General features: G+C 55.9%; 13 protein-coding genes and 1 tRNA gene. 10 read left to right on the forward strand and 4 right to left on the reverse strand.

Features of this window, described 5'->3' with window-relative positions; genetic code table 11:
* Nucleotides 1-4 precede the first annotated feature (4 nt).
* The 3 genes from STH12_RS17005 to STH12_RS17015 all read left to right on the forward strand — a co-directional run bounded on the left by STH12_RS17005 (nt 5) and on the right by STH12_RS17015 (nt 5,847).
* Nucleotides 5-1,585: an efflux RND transporter periplasmic adaptor subunit gene (locus STH12_RS17005; RefSeq protein ID WP_237158653.1), complete on the forward strand. Its 1,581-nt coding sequence runs from the start codon at nt 5-7 to the stop codon at nt 1,583-1,585.
* Between the two features lie 10 nt (nt 1,586-1,595).
* Nucleotides 1,596-4,748, forward strand: coding sequence for an efflux RND transporter permease subunit (locus STH12_RS17010; protein ID WP_126168650.1), 3,153 nt, complete (start codon nt 1,596-1,598; stop codon nt 4,746-4,748).
* Between the two features lie 127 nt (nt 4,749-4,875).
* Complete coding sequence (locus STH12_RS17015; RefSeq protein WP_164551238.1) at nt 4,876-5,847, forward strand: ribonuclease T2 family protein; 972 nt, start codon at nt 4,876-4,878, stop codon at nt 5,845-5,847.
* On the opposite strand, the gene STH12_RS17020 is transcribed toward STH12_RS17015, so the two are convergent.
* A complete protein-coding gene (locus STH12_RS17020; protein ID WP_126168652.1) occupies nt 5,848-6,624 on the reverse strand; it encodes a VOC family protein in 777 nt (258 codons plus the stop codon).
* 99 nt (nt 6,625-6,723) lie between these two features.
* On the opposite strand from STH12_RS17020, the gene STH12_RS17025 reads away from it, so the two are divergent.
* Nucleotides 6,724-7,149, forward strand: a complete 426-nt coding sequence (locus STH12_RS17025; RefSeq protein WP_126168653.1) for a globin family protein — start codon at nt 6,724-6,726, stop codon at nt 7,147-7,149.
* Between the two features lie 19 nt (nt 7,150-7,168).
* Here STH12_RS17025 and STH12_RS17030 read toward each other — a convergent pair.
* The 3 genes from STH12_RS17030 to plsB all read right to left on the reverse strand — a co-directional run bounded on the left by STH12_RS17030 (nt 7,169) and on the right by plsB (nt 11,015).
* Nucleotides 7,169-7,242 (reverse strand) — tRNA-Gly (locus STH12_RS17030).
* A gap of 96 nt (nt 7,243-7,338) precedes the next feature.
* Nucleotides 7,339-8,595, reverse strand: coding sequence for a tryptophan permease (gene mtr, locus STH12_RS17035; RefSeq protein WP_126168654.1), 1,257 nt, complete (start codon nt 8,593-8,595; stop codon nt 7,339-7,341).
* Nucleotides 8,595-11,015 (reverse strand): glycerol-3-phosphate 1-O-acyltransferase PlsB, encoded by a 2,421-nt coding sequence (gene plsB, locus STH12_RS17040; RefSeq protein WP_126168655.1) that lies wholly within the window; start codon nt 11,013-11,015, stop codon nt 8,595-8,597. Before plsB ends, mtr begins: the two co-directional genes overlap by 1 nt.
* Nucleotides 11,016-11,167: 152 nt before the next feature.
* Here plsB and lexA point away from each other — a divergent pair, with 152 nt between their 5' ends.
* The 6 genes from lexA (at nt 11,168) to STH12_RS17070 (ending at nt 17,292) form a co-directional block, all read left to right on the forward strand.
* A complete protein-coding gene (lexA, locus tag STH12_RS17045) occupies nt 11,168-11,791 on the forward strand; it encodes a transcriptional repressor LexA (protein WP_126168656.1) in 624 nt (207 codons plus the stop codon).
* The gene (locus STH12_RS17050; protein WP_126168657.1) at nt 11,788-12,294 is read left to right on the forward strand and encodes a cell division inhibitor SulA; all 507 of its coding nucleotides are present in this window, start codon (nt 11,788-11,790) and stop codon (nt 12,292-12,294) included. The genes lexA and STH12_RS17050 overlap by 4 nt, the downstream gene beginning before the upstream one ends.
* 387 nt (nt 12,295-12,681) lie before the next feature.
* Nucleotides 12,682-14,247, forward strand: coding sequence for a cytochrome c oxidase subunit II (gene coxB / locus STH12_RS17055; protein ID WP_126168658.1), 1,566 nt, complete (start codon nt 12,682-12,684; stop codon nt 14,245-14,247).
* Nucleotides 14,248-14,257: 10 nt separating this feature from the next.
* Nucleotides 14,258-15,853, forward strand: coding sequence for a cytochrome c oxidase subunit I (gene ctaD, locus STH12_RS17060; protein ID WP_126168659.1), 1,596 nt, complete (start codon nt 14,258-14,260; stop codon nt 15,851-15,853).
* On the forward strand, nt 15,854-16,420 hold the full coding sequence (locus STH12_RS17065; RefSeq protein ID WP_126168660.1) for a cytochrome c oxidase assembly protein: 567 nt from the start codon (nt 15,854-15,856) through the stop codon (nt 16,418-16,420).
* The gene (locus STH12_RS17070) at nt 16,417-17,292 is read left to right on the forward strand and encodes a cytochrome c oxidase subunit 3 (protein ID WP_126168661.1); all 876 of its coding nucleotides are present in this window, start codon (nt 16,417-16,419) and stop codon (nt 17,290-17,292) included. Before STH12_RS17065 ends, STH12_RS17070 begins: the two co-directional genes overlap by 4 nt.
* Nucleotide 17,293: the final 1 nt, after the last annotated feature.

A 17,293-nucleotide genomic window follows, 5' to 3' on the forward strand; every position in this document is an offset into this window, starting at 1 on the left:
GACTATGAACACGAAAAAGCAAAAAAGCGCCTTGCTGCTCCTTGGCGCCAGCCTGGCCTTCGGCCCTGGCATGCCGGCCATGGTGCTGGCTAAAGATCATCAGCAGCACCAAGCGGCTCAAACCAATGAGGCGGCAATTTACCACTGCCCCATGCATCCCGAAGTGGAAAGCCACGAGCCCGGCCGTTGCCCCAAATGCAAGATGTTTCTGGTGCCGGGCGCCGGCGCATCGTCCTTATCCGGCGAGCAACAGGCCGCGGTACAAAAAACCTATACCTGCCCCATGCATCCCGAGGTGGAAAGCCATGAGCCCGGCCGTTGCCCCAAATGCAACATGTTCCTTGTAGAAAAAGAAGAGGAAGAAGAAGCCGAACCTCAGGCAGAACCCAAAGCGGCAGAAGATCACAGCGCCCATCAGGCCGTACAAAAAGACATTTTCGCCAAACCGGTCGCCAGCCCAATGGAAGGCGGCAAGGTTAAATATGTGTGCCCCATGCACGCCCACATCATCAGCGATGAGCCCGGCACTTGCCCCATCTGCGGCATGGATCTCGAGAAAGTCGAGATGGGCACCAGCCAGGAAGTGCAGGTGGATGTGTCCGGCAGCATGCAGCAGGCGCTGGCATTGCGGGTTGCCAAGGCCGAACGCGGCACCCTGTGGCGCTTTGTCTCCACCGTGGGGCAGATTGGTTACGATGAGAGCCAAATCCTGCATATCCACGCCCGGGTCAACGGCTGGATAGAGAAGCTGCAGGTCAGCGCCGTGGGCGACAAGGTCACCAAGGGGCAGCTGTTATATGAAATCTACTCCCCGGATCTGGTTAACGCCCAGGACGACTATCTGCTGGCGCTGGACACCTTAAAGAAATCCGGCGATGCCGAGCGCTATCAGGAACTGGTGCGCAAGGCGGGACTGCGTCTCGAACTGCTCGGCATGAACGAAGCTCAGGTCAAGGCGTTGGCAAAATCGCGCAAGACCCAGTACCGGGTGCCCTTCTACGCCCGAGAGTCCGGGGTCATCACCACGTTGAACGTACGGGACGGCATGTACATCCAGCCAATGACCGAAGTGATGGCGCTGGCCGACATCAGCAAGGTGTGGGTGATTGCCGACGTGTTTGAGAACGAACAGAGCTGGCTTCGAGTCGGTCAGGGCGCCGAAGTGGCCGTGCCAGCCATGGGCATCAGCGCTATTCAGGGCAGCATCGATTACATCTACCCCGAACTCGACCCCGTGACCCGCAGTCTGCGGGTGCGGGTGGTGCTGACCAACAACGACAAGGAACTCAGACCCAACACCCTCGCCAAAGTGAAGCTGTACGGCGGCCCCAAGCGCAATGTGTTGTCCATTCCCCAGGAAGCCCTGATCCAAACCGGCAGCCAAAACCGGGTGATAGTGCGTAACTCAGACAACAGCTTCGTGGCCAAAGAAGTGGGCGTGGGCATGTTGTCACAGGGCAAGGCCGAAATTCTGTCGGGCCTTGACGATGGCGATCTGGTGGTGACCTCAGGTCAGTTCCTGCTCGACTCCGAAGCCAGCCTCAAGGGCAGTTTGATGCGCCTTGGCAGCGGCCATCAGCACTAGGAGACAGGCCATGTTGGATTACATCATCAAGTCCTCTATCCGCCAGCGATTCATGGTGTTGATAGTGGCGCTCATGGTCACCCTCTGGGGGGTAAATGAGCTGAAAAAGACGCCGCTGGATGCCTTGCCTGACTTATCGGACGTGCAGGTGATCATCAAAACCAGCTACCCGGGGCAAGCGCCCAAGCTGGTGGAAGAACAGGTCACCTATCCGCTGTCCACCGCCATGCTGGCGGTGCCCGGTGCCAAAACCGTACGTGGCTTTTCCATGTTCGGCGACTCCTATGTTTATGTGATTTTTGAAGATGGGACCGACATCTACTGGGCCCGTTCACGGGTACTTGAGTACTTAAGCCAGGTGCGTACCCGCCTGCCAACCGGGGTTGAACCGTCACTGGGGCCGGATGCCTCCGGCGTGGGCTGGGTCTACGAGTACGCCCTGGTCGACAGGAGCGGCAGCCTGGATTTGTCGCAGCTCAAGAGTCTGCAGGACTGGTACCTCAAGCTGGAGCTGCAAAGCGTGGCCGGGGTGTCCGAAGTCGCCACTGTGGGCGGCATGGAGCAGACCTATCAAATCGTGCTGGAGCCGGACAAGCTCGTCATCTATAAGCTGGATATTGCCACCATCAAAAATGCCATCACCCGCGCCAACGGCGAGGCTGGCGGCAGCGTGGTGGAAATGGCCGAAGCCGAATACATGGTGCGGGCCAAGGGCTACCGCCAGACGCTGGATGACTTTCGCGAAATTCCGCTTGGGGTGACCACCAGTGCCGGTACGCCGCTGCTGCTCAAAGACGTGGCCACCATCCGCAAGGGGCCTGCGTCCCGCCGCGGCATTGCCGAACTCGACGGTGAAGGCGAAGTGGTGGGCGGCATTATCGTCATGCGCTACGGCGAAAACGCCCTGGCCACCATAGATGCAGTCAAGGCCAAGCTGGAAGAGCTCAAGGGCGGCCTGCCCAAAGGGGTGGAGATAGTGCCCACCTACGACCGCTCACAGCTGATTGAAAACTCAGTCGATAACCTCTTCTCCAAGGTGGTGGAAGAGATGCTGGTGGTGGGTCTGGTGTGTCTGGTATTTCTGCTGCACGCCCGCTCAACTCTGGTGGCGGTGTTCACCCTGCCGCTGTCGATTCTTATCGCCTTTATCGTGATGAATCACATGGGCATTAACGCCAACATCATGAGTCTGGGCGGTATCGCCATCGCCATCGGTGCCGTGGTGGACGGCGCCATTGTGATGATTGAAAACCTGCACAAGCATCTGGAGCATTTCCGCGCCAAACACGACCGAGCCCCCACCACCCGCGAGCACTGGGAGGTGGTTACCGAGGCCTCGCTCGAAGTGGGTCCGGCGCTGTTTTTCTCGCTGCTTATCATTACCTTGAGCTTTATTCCGGTGTTTGCGCTGGAAGCCCAGGAAGGCCGATTGTTCGCGCCACTGGCCTACACCAAAACCTTCGCCATGGCGGCTGCATCCGTGCTGGCTATCACCCTGGTGCCGGTACTGATGGGCTACTTTATTCGCGGCAAAATCCCCTCGGAAGAAGCCAACCCCATCAGCCGCTTTTTGATTGCCCTGTATAAACCTGCACTGAACAAGGTACTGGATTTTCCCAAGCTCACCCTGGCAGTGGCGCTGATTGCACTGCTCAGTGTCTGGTATCCCATGAGCCGCATGGGCAGCGAGTTTATGCCAGAGCTTGAAGAAGGTGACCTGCTGTATATGCCAACCGCCCTACCCGGTATCAGCGCAGGCAAAGCAGCAGAGGTGCTGCAACAGACTGATCGGCTGATAAAAACCGTCCCCGAAGTGGCGCGGGTATTTGGCAAAATCGGCCGCGCCGAAACCGCCACCGACCCGGCGCCGCTGACCATGCTGGAAACCACCATCATGCTCAAACCCCGGGATGAGTGGCGCCAGGGCATGACGTTGGATGGCATAGTCGAGCAGCTGCAACAAACGGTGCGGGTGCCCGGCCTTACCAATGCCTGGGTGCAACCCATCAAGACCCGTATCGACATGCTCTCCACCGGCATCAAAACCCCGGTGGGCATCAAGATCACCGGCGCCGATGTGGATGAGCTGCAAAGTATTGGTGCCAATGTCGAAGCCATTCTGGCCAAACTGCCCAATACACGCTCGGCCTATGCCGAACGTGTGGGTGGCGGCCGTTACATAGATATCAGCCCCAAGCTGGACGTGGCATCGCGTTATGGCATGACCCTGAACGATATTCAGGACGTAGTGCGCTACGCCGTGGGCGGCATGAACATAGGTGAATCGGTTCAGGGCGCCGAGCGCTACCCGATAAACCTGCGCTACCCACGGGAGCTGCGGGATAACATTGAAAAACTGCGCGATCTGCCGGTGATCACCAAGTCGGGCCATTATCTGCCGCTGGGGAACCTTGCCGACATCCAAATCAGCGATGGCCCGCCTATGCTCAAGAGTGAGAACGGCCGACTGATCTCCTGGGTGTTTGTCGACATTCAGGGCACGTCCATCGGGCAGTACATCGATGTGGCCAAAACCGCGCTGGAACAGGAGCTGAATCTGCCGCCAAGGTACAGCTACAGCTTCGCCGGTCAGTATGAGTACATGCAGCGGGTCGATGCCAAGCTCAAGCAGGTGGTTCCGCTGGCCATTGGCATTATCTTCATTCTGCTGATGCTCACCTTTGGCTCGGGCAAACAGGCGAGCATGATCATGTTGAGTCTGCCCTTTGCGCTGGTGGGCAGCACCTGGCTGCTGTACCTGCTGGACTACAACATGTCGGTGGCGGTGGCCGTGGGCATGATTGCACTGGCCGGTGTGGCCGCGGAATTTGGGGTGGTGATGCTGGTGTACCTCAATAACGCCATCAAACAAAAGCAAACCCTTGGCCAACTGCAGCAGGAAGCCGACCTGCGGGCCGCCCTGATTGAAGGTGCCGTGATGCGTATTCGCCCCAAGGCAATGACGGTGGCGACCATCTTCTTTGGTCTCTTGCCCATCATGTGGGGCGCAGGTTCCGGCAATGATGTGATGCAGAAGATCGCTGCCCCCATGGTCGGCGGCATGGTCACGGCGCCACTGCTGTCGCTGTTTGTTTTGCCCGCCCTTTATTTGCTGGTATATCGGCGCATGCCGTTCGGCAAAAAAGGTGGCGATAACACTTAAGCATGGGATGGTCAGCACCAAGGGCATGGCCATACCCTCCTAAAGTCTAGTTATTGATCTGTAAGGCTTCCTCTTCGGAGGAAGCCTGATAAACTGGTGACATTTTGTGGTTATGGGTTTATCAAACATGTCCCTGTTGCGGCGCCTTATCCCGCTCATTGCCTTAAGTCTTGTTGCGTCGGCAAAGGCCGATACCTTTGTTGCTGACCAAAACTGCCCCCTGTATCAGTCCAAAAACAAACTCACCAATCCAGGTGAGGTGATGACAGTCCCCGGACAGCGTTATTCCGTATTGGAAGTATTGGGTAACCCCAATCGCCCTGATTGGGTGCGTCTGGAAACGGCAGCTCTCACCTCGTCGGCACGTTGGGTGAATGGACGCTGCGGTAAAATAGAGCAGCAGGGAGCAAGCGCCGACAGCGGCCGCTGTGATCTGGCAGGCGAGCAGGACAGCCATATTCTGGCCTTGAGCTGGCAAGGTGCATTTTGCGAACTTTACGGTAAGGGCAAACGTGAGTGTCATGCGCTGGAAGGCAACCCCGACGATGCTCGCTGGCAGGCACTTACCCTGCACGGTCTGTGGCCCAACAAAGCCAGTTGCGGTACCGACTATGGTTTCTGCGGCTCGGTACACCAAAAGGCACGCGGCTTTTGTAATTATCCGGCCATTACTTTGAACAAAGAGGCGGAAACTGCCCTGGCGGGCGTGATGCCGTCGGCTGAGTTTTCCACCTGTCTGGATCGTCACCAATGGTGGAAGCATGGCAGCTGTCAGACCATGGATGCCAGCGATTACTTTATCGAGGCCGCCAGGCTGACCCGATTGGTGAACGAGAGCCGCATGGTCAAGGCACTGGCCCAGAGCAGTGGCAAGATGCAAACCACCGCCAATTTACGCAAGTTGTTTACCGAGGAGTTTGGTAAGCACAGCGGCAAGCGAGTGAGCTTTCATTGCAGCCGTGGCCTGCTGACCGAAGTGCGTCTGAGTCTGCCGGACAGGCTCGACAGTTCGATTGAAATCAAACACCTGATGGCCCGCAGCGGCCCCGACCTCAGAGACAGCTGCCCGGCCAGTTTTCTGGTGGACAAGCCAGGCTGATCAGGAGCCTCTCAGGGCAATCACTGAGAATATCCCACCGTCAGGGTCGTTAAGCACTGCAAAACGCCCCACCCCGGGAATATCCGTTGGCGGCACACATACCCTGCCGCCAAGGGCTTCGACCCGGGCCGCATGCTCATCGCAGTCCAACACCTGAAAATACAGCATCCAGTGGGGTGGCATCTCGCCCCATTCTGCTGTCATTTCCAACATACCACCGTGGGCTTCCCCCGACACCAGCCATTCACAGTAACGCATCTCGCTGTTGCTGCTTTCGCGGCAATCCCAGCCAAAGACTTCACAATAAAATTGATGGGCTCTGGCAGGGCTGCGACTGGCCAGTTCAACCCAGCACAGGGCGCCGGGCTCGTGGCGGCGTTTAGCCCCTATGTGCCGCTTGCACTCCCATACGGCAAACCTGGCACCCTCGGGGTCGGCCAGCTGCGCCATACGACCGGCATGGCCTATGTCATGGGGGCCCATCACCAAAGTACCACCGGCCTCCAGCACTCTGGCAATGGTGGTGTCGACGTTATCGGTGGCAAAGTAGATGCCCCACTGGGTTTTGAGATTATCGACGGCTACATCGGGCACCTGATAGATGGCGCCCAGATCGTCACCATCGAGGGTAAACATGGAAAAAGCGCTGCCGGGCAAGGCCATGTCGGCCATATCCCAGCCAAACAGGGCGTGATAAAAGCGTTTGGCACCCTGCCAGTCGTGGGTGGCCAACTCGCTCCAACAGGGCTGACCGGGAATATATTCAGTGACCCTCATGATGACGACAGCCTCCTAACTGGTGGGTGGAATTCAAGTTAAGTCGTCAGCTGAAATTTTGTCTATGCTTAAGGGGACATTTTCACGGAAGGACTCACGATGTCTTTGACTGAACAGCAAATAAAGTTAATCCGCCAATCATTCGACTTGGTCAGGCCCATTTCTGATGATGCTGCGGCGCTGTTTTACCGCAACCTGTTTGAAATTGACCCCACTCTGCGGCCCCTGTTCAAAGACGATATTCGCAGTCAGGGACGCAAACTGATGGCCATGTTGGATGCCGCGGTGAAAGGGCTGGAACGACCGGATACCCTGGTACCGGTGCTTGAAGATCTCGCCAGACGCCATATCAAATACGGTGTAAAAACCACGCACTTCTCCCCAGTGGGCAACGCGCTGCTTTACACACTCGCCGAAGGGCTGGGCGACAAGTTTACCCCAGATACCAAGGCGGCCTGGATTGCGGTGCTGCATCTGGTGTCGGATGTGATGAAAGCCGAGATGAATCGAGAGGCAAGCCACTGAGGCGAAATAGATGGGAAAATGGAGCGGGTGAAGGGAATCGAACCCTCGTATGCAGCTTGGGAAGCTGCCGTTCTACCATTGAACTACACCCGCCGAACATGGATACAAATTACTGAATTCCATGCCTTTGTCAAGAGAGTCAGCACGCACCACGCGCCGCCTGGACGCATGATGCACTGCCGTTTTCGATTATCTGTAAATAGGCAGCAGCTCGGCCATCGCCAACAAATGGCACGCCGCAGTTAGCACCCCAAACGCGATCACCAGATAAATCACCAGATTGCCGCCAGGCAACACAAAGCCCTGATAGTCAGGCTCACGGCTACGCAGCTTAAAGGCCATCATCCCGGGTACCAACAAGGTCCACACAGTGGCCGCCAGCGCCGCAAAACCAATGGCAATCAAGAAACCATTGGGGAACAGAATGCCAAGCAGGGTCGGAGGCAGGAAGGTCACGGCCGCGGTTTTCAGTCTGCCGGTACGGGTATCGGCAAAGCCAAACAGGTCGGCCAGGTAGTCAAACAGCCCCAGCGTCACCCCAAGGAATGAAGACGCCACAGCCAGATTGGCAAACAGGGTCAGCATTTTGCCAAGCCATTCGCTGGCCATCACGCCAGAGAGCGCCGACACCAATACCCCCATATTGCCACCCTGGGCGATGATCTCGCTGAATTGGCTGCGCGGCAGATTGCCCATGGCGGCCAGCAGCCAGCACACGTAAATCACCAATGCGATAAAGGTACCAATCACAATGGCTTTGATGATGACTGACGGCTGCTTACCGTAGTATTTCACCAGCGAAGGCACATTACCGTGATAGCCAAAGCTGGCCAGACCAAAGGGGATGGCCGCCCACAGGAAGGGCGCAAAACGCTGCTCACCGTCGGGTGAAAACAGCTTGAGGGTATCGACCTCAATCAGCAGATTACCCACGGCAAGGAAGAAGGTGATCACCATACCGCCCAGCATAATGGTGGTAATACGGTCCACCGCGCGGGTACTAATCATCACCACCGCAGCCAGCACCAGCGCAAATACCAGTCCGGCAATGCTTTGGGGCAAGCTGATCCCTAAGCCTTCCAGGCTGTGGTTGACAATCGAGCCGCCACCACTGATATAGGCGTAGGTGAGAATGTAGAGAACAAAGGCGATGGACAGGCCATTCACAATCCGGCCAAAGCGCCCGAGGGTATCGCGGGTCAGGGTATCGAAGCTGGCGCCGGGCTCGTATCTTAAGTTGGTTTCCAGCAGCAACAAGCCAGACAGCAACATACACAGCCAAATGCCGCCCATCAACACCAGAGACCATCCAAACCACATGCCTGTGCCCACTACCGGCAGCGAAAACATCCCGGCACCGACAGTGGTACCGGCGATGATCATGGCGCCGCCAAGTAAGGACGGCGCCTTGGCCTTATGACGGGCCGCATTCATGTGGTTTGCCATCAGTCGCGCTCCTGGGTGACGGTATCGATAATGGTTTGACGTACCGAGCCACGCAGCAGCCCATTGACGTGATCGCGGATCTTACGGGCCTTGTTGCCATCGGCTTTATCAGACAGATAGCCAAGGTCCTTCAGTTTACTCGATAGCAACGCATACAGCTTCTTGTCGTAAAACTCAGGCGCAGTCACACCATGGATGGAGCCAAGACGGCTGGCAAGGCGATGGCTGTGATGCTCAAGGTCAGAACGCTCCATATCCGGCGATTCGGCCAGCAGGTTGAAGATCACCGCATAGCGCTTGAGGGTCTCTGAGACCACGCCGGCAAGCAGCAACAGCTGCGCAATGCGATCGTCTACCAGTGCAAGCTCGCTGTCACCCTGGATCAGCCCCTCGGCAACAAAGGCATCTACCAGCGCATCTACATAGGCAGGCAAATCCTGAATGCCCATAAACAGCTCAGCCTTGAGCAGTGGATAACATTCGGCCACCATTTCATGCAGGTCTGCACGGGATATCCGCTCATGGCGCACCATGATGGTGGCAAGCAGCGACGGGATCACAAATAAGTGGATGATATTGTTGCGATAATAAGTCATTGAAATGGCCTGACCATCTTCAATGGAAATGATGGAGCCTAAATCATCACGGGTTTCCACCAGCTTATTCAGCTCAAGGCCGCGCTCAACCAAATCTTTACCACTGCCCTCGGTTACAGAGGCATAGCCGGTGTAAGGCACGGTTTTCAGGAGGTTCAGGTAGAGGTCAATCTGACGCTCAAGCTGACCGCGCTCCAGCGCATTTTGCTCTGAGGCCAGCAGCACCATGCTCGACAAAGTAACCGAGCTCGCGGCGGCGGCGTTGTTGATACGGGTCATCACCCGATTGGCCAAGGAGTTCACCACAGGGGTCAGCCAGCTTGGCTTCTGGTCGGGATCTTCGCTCACCTGCTCGCGCCAATCGGGCACCTTCTCGGTGAGAAAGTTTTGCAGGGTAATAGGCTCGCCGAAGTTCACATAACCACGGCCGAAGTTGCCAAGCTTACGGATGGCACCAAACACCTGCCACACTGATTCTTTCTCTTTCTTCTTACCCGACAGTTCCTTGTGATAAGTCGCCACTTCCATCACATGGTCGTAGCCAAGGTACACGGGCACCAGGGTCACCGGGCGTTCGATACCGCGAATCACAGAGGAAAGCGTCATCGCCAGCATGCCCGTCTTGGGTGCCAACAGACGACCGGTTCGGGAGCGGCCACCTTCGGTGAAGTATTCCACCGAATAGCCTTTGGCAAACAGCTGATCCAGATACTCTCGGAACACTGCGGTATAGAGCTTGTTACCGTTGAAACTGCGGCGGATGAAGAAGGCGCCACCACGACGGAACATGGGACCGGCAGGCCAGAAGTTCAGGTTGATACCCGCGGCAATATGGGGCGGCACCATGCCTTCGTAATACAGGATGTAAGACAACAGCAAATAGTCCATGTGCGAGCGGTGACAGGGCACGTAGACAATTTCATGTCCATCGTGGTGCAGCTGACGAATTTGCTCGGCACCCTTGATGCTGATGCCTTTATAGAGCTTGTTCCAAAGCCAGGTAAGGAAACGCTCGGCAATACGCACCAGGCTGTCGGAGTAATCTGCAGCGATTTCATCCAGATACTCAATGGCAGTCTCGCGGGCTTTTTCTTCGGAAATCTTTTTGCTGGCCGCCTCTTCGGCAATGGCCTTTTTGAGGTTATCGGACTTGAGCAGGGCGTGGAACATCGCCTGACGATTCGGCAGCACCGGGCCTGTCATCACTTTACGCTGACGGCGGAAATGCACCCGCGCCACCCGCGCCAATTTGTGGGCAATACGCTTATCGGTGCCGTGTTCATCGGCCATGCTGCGCAGCGACACTGCGCGGGAGAACTGCACAAAGTTATGACGCCCTAAAAACAGGATCATCAGGCACTTACGCAGCCAGGTTGGATCTTCACGCTCCAGCACGGCGGCGCGCATACTGTCGTCTTCTTTGCCTGGCGTGCGGCCCCAATACAGGCTTACCGGCACCAGTTGGATATCGAGATCCTTTTGCTGACGATGCAGAGCCAGCAATTGCAGGAAGGTCTGCAGGAAAGGCTCGTTGCTTTCACGCTTGCCAAACAGCGGCTTACTGCCTTCGAGACAAACGATTCTGGGAGTTTCCACGCCGTCGAGTTTCAGGGGCTCGTAAGGGCTGGGCAGCCCCATTTTGCCGGTGATTTCATTGAGGGCGGCAATATCGCTCACCGACTCAGTTTTCATCACATAAACCAAAGGTCTGGCGGGATCCAGATTCAAATCGGCAAAGGGGTCCTGCGGCACCACAATGGTGTGCACCAGATGCTTCTGGATCCAACGCAGAGACTTAAACCAAATAGAGTCGTGTGCTGACATGCTGTTTTCTTGGGACCTGGCTTCTATCAATAGCGGCATAGAATATCAGACAGCCATATCCCTTCGCCAATAATCTGAAAAATGGTTAATACTTGCACTGATAAAAATACTGTATATACTAACAGTAACTGTATAGAAAAACAGGAACACCCATGAGACCGCTGACGCCGCGCCAGGCCGAGATCCTGGACCTGATCAAACGCAATATCGCCGAAACCGGCATGCCCCCAACCCGGGCCGAAATTGCCACCCGGCTTGGCTTTAAAAGTGCCAATGCCGCCGAAGAACACCTCAAAGCGTTAGCCAAAAAAGGCTGCATTGAGATTATGCCCGGCACTTCCCGCGGTATTCGTCTCGCCGGTGACGAGCTGGAAGATCAGCCCGATCCCGGTCTGCCACTTATCGGTCAGGTGGCTGCGGGTGAACCTATTCTGGCGCAGGAACATGTCGAACAGTATTACCAGGTCGACCCCAATATGTTCCGCCCACAGGCCGATTTTCTGCTGCGGGTTCGCGGCGACAGTATGAAAGACATAGGTATTCTCGATGGCGACCTGCTGGCCGTGCACAAAATGGATCAGGCCCGTAATGGCCAGGTTGTCGTAGCACGGGTTGAAGATGATGTCACCGTGAAGCGGTTCGAGAAGAAAGGCAATGTGGTTTATCTGCATGCCGAAAACGAAGATTTTGCCCCCATTGAAGTGGATCTGACCCATCAAAGCCTCGCCATTGAAGGGCTGGCAGTTGGGGTTATCCGCAACGGAGACTGGCTATGAACAAACTCCTTGGCAACGCACCGCGCCATCCAGGCCTGTGGACAGATGTTCCAGCAAGCAGCGCAATGGGTCCGGCTCAGGTGCTCACCCGCTCAACCTGTTCCATGGGTCGTGATGAATTAGCCAACCTGGCACCGGAACTGGCTCGCCTGAGCCTGGAAGGCCGCTGGATTGTGCTTATCAGCCCGCCGAACATTGGCCTTAAAGCCATGCTGGCTCAGGCTGGTGTTCGTATGGATAGAGTATTGCTGGTGCATGCCAAGGACGAAGTTGAAACTCTTTGGGCAATGGAAAAGGCCCTGACCAATGGCACCTCAAGCGCGGTACTGTGCTGGACCAATGCACTGGAAGCCAGAGACAAACGCCGCCTTGAACTGGTCGCCCGAAATGCCGTTGCCCTCGGAGTGATTTTTGAAAATGTAAATACTCACTCTCATGCCAACAACCTGCCAGGAAGAACCGAGCCAAACACCATACTCAGGCACTCGGCCCAATTCCACTAATCACAGCTTCATCCCCTTCAGCCCCGTTTTCGGGGCTTTTTTTCGATAATTTTTTCAGATAATTAGAAAAGAAAGTGATCTTGATCAATATTTAAACTGCAAGTAATGTAGTTCAGGCGAACAACGATTCGTTTGTTATATCTGGCGATTATGTCGTCGCAGTATCTGAGGCTTGCGCCATGGGTAATGCGGATCAGACCGATATATTCAGCTGTAGGTGCAAGTGTGGTTAAGAGAGCTGTAAATACCTAATCAACAATCAAACCGCCAATGCACTTTGAAGTCATCGTTGCTTTTTGTGGGAACTGAAGAGTTTGCATAGAGCAGAGACTTACTGTGTGACTTTTCTTTGTAGTTGCTTGATGCAATTGACAGAGGAGATGTCTTGTGAAGCATTGGTTGTATTGTATCGCGGCGGCTTTATTGGCCCCGCCAATCCTTGCGGCTGACATGCCGCTAAACATGACGCAGGGCGTAACGGAGATCAGTGGCAAGGTTTATGGCCTGCACATGACCATCCTGTACATCTGCTGCGCCATAGGTGTGGTGGTTTTTGGCGCCATGATTTACGCCATGATCAACCACCGCAAATCCAAAGGCGCCGTCGCCGCCCAATTCCATGAAAGTACCAAAGTAGAAATAGCCTGGACCCTGGTACCCTTTCTGATCCTGGTTGGCATGGCCATTCCGGCCACCAAAACCTTGATTGCCATGGAAGATCCTTCCAATGCTGAGCTGACCATCAAGGTCACTGGTTCCCAATGGAAATGGCGCTACGATTACTTCGACCATGACTTCGGTTTCTACAGCATTCTTGCTACTCCCCGCGCGCAAATTGAAGGTGCTGAAGCCAAGGGCGAGCATTACCTGCTGGAAGTCGACAATCCGCTGGTACTGCCCACCAATCGTAAAGTCCGTTTCCTGATGACTTCCGACGACGTTATCCACTCGTGGTGGGTTCCCGCCTTCGCCGTGAAAAAGGATGCCAATCCAGGCTTTATCAATGAAGCCTGGACCCGGGTAGACAAACCCGGCATTTACCGTGGCCAGTGCGCCGAGCTTTGCGGCAAAGACCATGGCTTTATGCCCATTGTGGTGCAGGTACTGGCTGAAGATGAGTTTGATGCCTGGGTAGAAACCCAGAAGCAGAAAGCCAGCGCACAGGCTGCAGAAGCTGCCGCTGCACTCAATCAAACCCTGTCCATGGAGGAGTTAATGGCCCAGGGCGAAAAAGTCTATCTGGCTTCATGCGCCGCCTGTCACCAGCCCAATGGCGCAGGCTTGCCCGGGGTCTTCCCGGCCTTGAAAGGCAGCGCAATCGCCACAGGCGCGATAGCCAATCACCTTGAGATAGTGATTAACGGCAAATCCGGCACCGCCATGCAAGCCTTTGGTAAGCAGCTTTCAGCCACCGATATTGCAGCCGTGGTGACCTATGAGCGCAATGCCTGGGGTAACAATACCGGTGACACAGTGCAAGCGGCCGACGTAAATGGCCACAGCCCTGATAGCGCTGCCAGTGCAGTCCCCTCAAGCTCTGAGCCTGCCGTTAATACGGTGCCTGCGGCCACCAAGCCATCTGCCGGCAGCGAAACCTCACCTACAGCAGCGGTTGCAGATGAACCCGCGTCCAATGAGCCACTGTCGATGGATGAGCTGATGGCCCGAGGTGAAAAGGTGTATATGACCGCCTGCGTCGCCTGCCACCAGCCCAATGGTGCCGGTTTACCTGGTGCCTTCCCCGCCCTGAAGGGCAGTCCCATTGCCACAGGTCCCGTTGCCGACCACCTGGATATCGTTATCAAGGGTAAGGCAGGTACCGCAATGCAAGCCTTCGGCGCCCAGCTGTCGGCACAGGACATAGCCGCCGTGGTGACTTATGAACGCAACGCCTGGGGCAACAGCACCGGCGATGCGGTTCAGGCCACCGACGTCAACAATCATGGAAAGTAGGGGAACGCTAATGACTACCACGACCCACGATACCCATCAGGGCGTCCATGACGAACACCATCATGGCCCTGCCAAGGGCATAATGCGTTGGATTTTAACCACCAACCACAAGGACATAGGCACCCTTTACCTCTGGTTCAGTTTCATCATGTTCCTTACCGGCGGCGCCATGGCCATGGTGATCCGGGCAGAATTGTTTCAGCCCGGCCTGCAACTGGTTGAACCCAACTTTTTTAACCAGATGACCACGGTCCACGGTCTTATCATGGTGTTCGGTGCGGTAATGCCCGCCTTTACCGGCTTGGCTAACTGGCTGATCCCCATGATGATTGGCGCACCGGATATGGCTCTGCCCCGAATGAATAACTGGAGCTTCTGGATCCTGCCATTCGCGTTCCTGATCCTGCTCAGTTCATTGTTTATGGAAGGCGGTGCCCCCAACTTCGGCTGGACCTTCTACGCCCCACTTTCAACCACTTACAGTCCTGACAGTACTGCGCTGTTTGTGTTCTCGGTACACATCATGGGGATAAGCTCCATCATGGGTGCCATCAACGTGATTGTGACCATTGTGAACCTGCGGGCCCCCGGCATGACCTGGATGAAACTGCCGTTGTTCGTCTGGACCTGGCTTATCACCGCCTTCCTTCTGATTGCTGTGATGCCGGTACTGGCTGGCACTGTGACTATGGTACTCACCGATAAGTACTTTGGCACCAGCTTCTTTAACGCAGCCGGTGGTGGCGACCCTGTCATGTTCCAGCATATCTTCTGGTTCTTCGGTCACCCCGAGGTGTACATCATGATCCTGCCATCGTTCGGGATCATTTCGGCCATAGTGCCCGCGTTCAGCCGCAAACCCCTGTTCGGCTATGCCTCCATGGTGTACGCCACCGCCAGCATCGCGATTCTGTCGTTCCTGGTGTGGGCGCACCACATGTTTACCACCGGCATGCCGGTATTCGCCGAACTCTTCTTTATGTACTGCACCATGATGATTGCGGTACCCACAGGCGTGAAGGTGTTCAACTGGGTGGCCACCATGTGGCGCGGCTCTATCACCTTCGAAACCCCAATGCTGTTTGCCATCGCCTTTATCATCCTGTTCACCATCGGTGGCTTCTCGGGGTTGATGCTGGCGATTACTCCGGTGGACTTCCAGTACCACGACACCTACTTCGTGGTGGCCCACTTCCACTACGTGCTGGTGTCCGGCGCCATCTTCTCGATTATGGCCGCCGCCTACTACTGGCTGCCGAAATGGACCGGCAATATGTACGACGAGAAGCTGGGCAGACTGCACTTTTGGTGCTCGGTGATTTCGGTGAACGTGCTCTTCTTCCCCATGCACTTCCTGGGATTGGCGGGTATGCCACGACGCATCCCCGATTACGCCATCCAGTTCGCCGATGTGAACCAGATAGTTTCCATCGGCGGGTTTGCCTTTGGTCTGTCGCAGCTGATTTTCCTCGCGGTGGTAATCAAGTGTATTCGCGGTGGTGAGAAAGCACCTGCCAAGCCATGGGAAGGTGCCGAAGGCCTTGAGTGGACGCTGCCAAGCCCAGCGCCTTATCACTCCTTCAGCACACCTCCCGAGGTGAAGTAAATGACTACCGGTCGGGTATCAAACCGCAAACTCATTCTGGGGCTCGCCCTTGGATGCGTGGCGATGTTCGGCTTTGGTTTTGCTCTGGTGCCGCTTTACGACGTGCTGTGCGAGAAGCTCGGCATCAATGGCAAAACCAGCTCAGAAGCCGCCAGCTACAGTGAAATCCGCGTGGATGAGACCCGTACCGTTGAAGTGGAGTTTATGGCGCAGGTGCAGCCCGGCATGCCCTGGGAATTTGGTCCGGCAGTTAAGCGCATGCAGGTGCATCCGGGGGAGCTGGTGCGCACCGAATTTCATGCCACCAATAACTCAGGCAATCGCATCGTGGGGCAAGCCATCCCCTCGGTGTCGCCGGGCCAGGGCGCCGCTTACTTCAACAAGACCGAATGCTTTTGCTTTAACCAACAGGTATTGGCAGGCCAGGACAGCGCATCGCTGCCGCTGATCTTCTTTGTAGATCCCGACCTGCCTGAGTCCATAGGGACATTGACCCTCTCTTACACCCTGTATGACATCACCGACAAAAGTCTGGCCGGTGCCATACAGGCAGGAGCAGCAAAATGACAAGCAAGCCTCAAAACTATTATGTGCCCAGCCAAAGCGGCTGGCCCATCGTCGGAGCCATCGGCCTATTCCTGATTGCCTTTGGTGCCGGCAATTATGTCCATCAACTTAAATCGGGCGGCAGCGGCGGCGGATATATCCTGCTACTGGGGATTGCCGTGATCCTGTTTATGATGGTGGGCTGGTTCAGAAACGTGATTGACGAGTCCATGTCCGGACTCTATTCGGGGCAAATGGATCGCTCTTTCCGTCAAGGGATGAGCTGGTTCATCTTCTCTGAAGTGATGTTTTTCGCCGCCTTCTTTGGCGCACTCTTTTACGCCCGTATGGTAGCGGTACCCTGGCTTGGCGGCGCCTCCAACAACGCCATGACCCACGAAGTGCTGTGGCCTACCTTTGAGGCCGTGTGGCCGCTGGAAACCACCCCCGGCGGCACCCAAACCCAGGCCATGGGTTGGACCGGGCTGCCACTCATCAACACCATACTGCTGCTCACATCCTCTTTTACTCTGCACTTTGCCCATGTGTCGCTGGAGAAAGGTAAGCGCACCGCACTGACACTGTGGCTGGGGCTCACCATTCTGCTGGGTCTGAGCTTCCTGACATTGCAGGCAGAAGAGTACATCCATGCCTACACCGAAATGGGGCTGACACTGGCCTCCGGGGTTTATGGCAACACCTTCTTTTTGCTCACAGGTTTTCACGGCATGCACGTAACCCTGGGCACCATCTTCCTGTTGGTGCTGTTTTTCAGGGTTCTCAAAGGGCATTTCAGTGCCGACAACCACTTCGCCTTCCAGGCGGGGAGCTGGTACTGGCACTTCGTCGACGTGGTGTGGCTGTGTTTGTTTGTATTCGTGTACGTGCTGTAAC

It is taken from the genome of Shewanella khirikhana (genome assembly GCF_003957745.1).
In the GTDB taxonomy this organism is placed as follows: Bacteria; Pseudomonadota; Gammaproteobacteria; order Enterobacterales; family Shewanellaceae; genus Shewanella; species Shewanella khirikhana.

Excerpts from the sequence above, each read along its gene's own strand:
- STH12_RS17005 (WP_237158653.1), top strand. The coding sequence starts at position 5 with ATGAACACGAAAAAGCAAAAAAGCGCCTTGCTGCTCCTTGGCGCCAGC.
- STH12_RS17010 (WP_126168650.1), top strand. The coding sequence starts at position 1,596 with ATGTTGGATTACATCATCAAGTCCTCTATCCGCCAGCGATTCATGGTG.
- STH12_RS17015 (WP_164551238.1), top strand. The coding sequence starts at position 4,876 with ATGTCCCTGTTGCGGCGCCTTATCCCGCTCATTGCCTTAAGTCTTGTT.
- STH12_RS17020 (WP_126168652.1), bottom strand. The coding sequence starts at position 6,624 with ATGAGGGTCACTGAATATATTCCCGGTCAGCCCTGTTGGAGCGAGTTG.
- STH12_RS17025 (WP_126168653.1), top strand. The coding sequence starts at position 6,724 with ATGTCTTTGACTGAACAGCAAATAAAGTTAATCCGCCAATCATTCGAC.
- mtr (WP_126168654.1), bottom strand. The coding sequence starts at position 8,595 with ATGGCAAACCACATGAATGCGGCCCGTCATAAGGCCAAGGCGCCGTCC.
- plsB (WP_126168655.1), bottom strand. The coding sequence starts at position 11,015 with ATGTCAGCACACGACTCTATTTGGTTTAAGTCTCTGCGTTGGATCCAG.
- lexA (WP_126168656.1), top strand. The coding sequence starts at position 11,168 with ATGAGACCGCTGACGCCGCGCCAGGCCGAGATCCTGGACCTGATCAAA.
- STH12_RS17050 (WP_126168657.1), top strand. The coding sequence starts at position 11,788 with ATGAACAAACTCCTTGGCAACGCACCGCGCCATCCAGGCCTGTGGACA.
- ctaD (WP_126168659.1), top strand. The coding sequence starts at position 14,258 with ATGACTACCACGACCCACGATACCCATCAGGGCGTCCATGACGAACAC.
- STH12_RS17065 (WP_126168660.1), top strand. The coding sequence starts at position 15,854 with ATGACTACCGGTCGGGTATCAAACCGCAAACTCATTCTGGGGCTCGCC.
- STH12_RS17070 (WP_126168661.1), top strand. The coding sequence starts at position 16,417 with ATGACAAGCAAGCCTCAAAACTATTATGTGCCCAGCCAAAGCGGCTGG.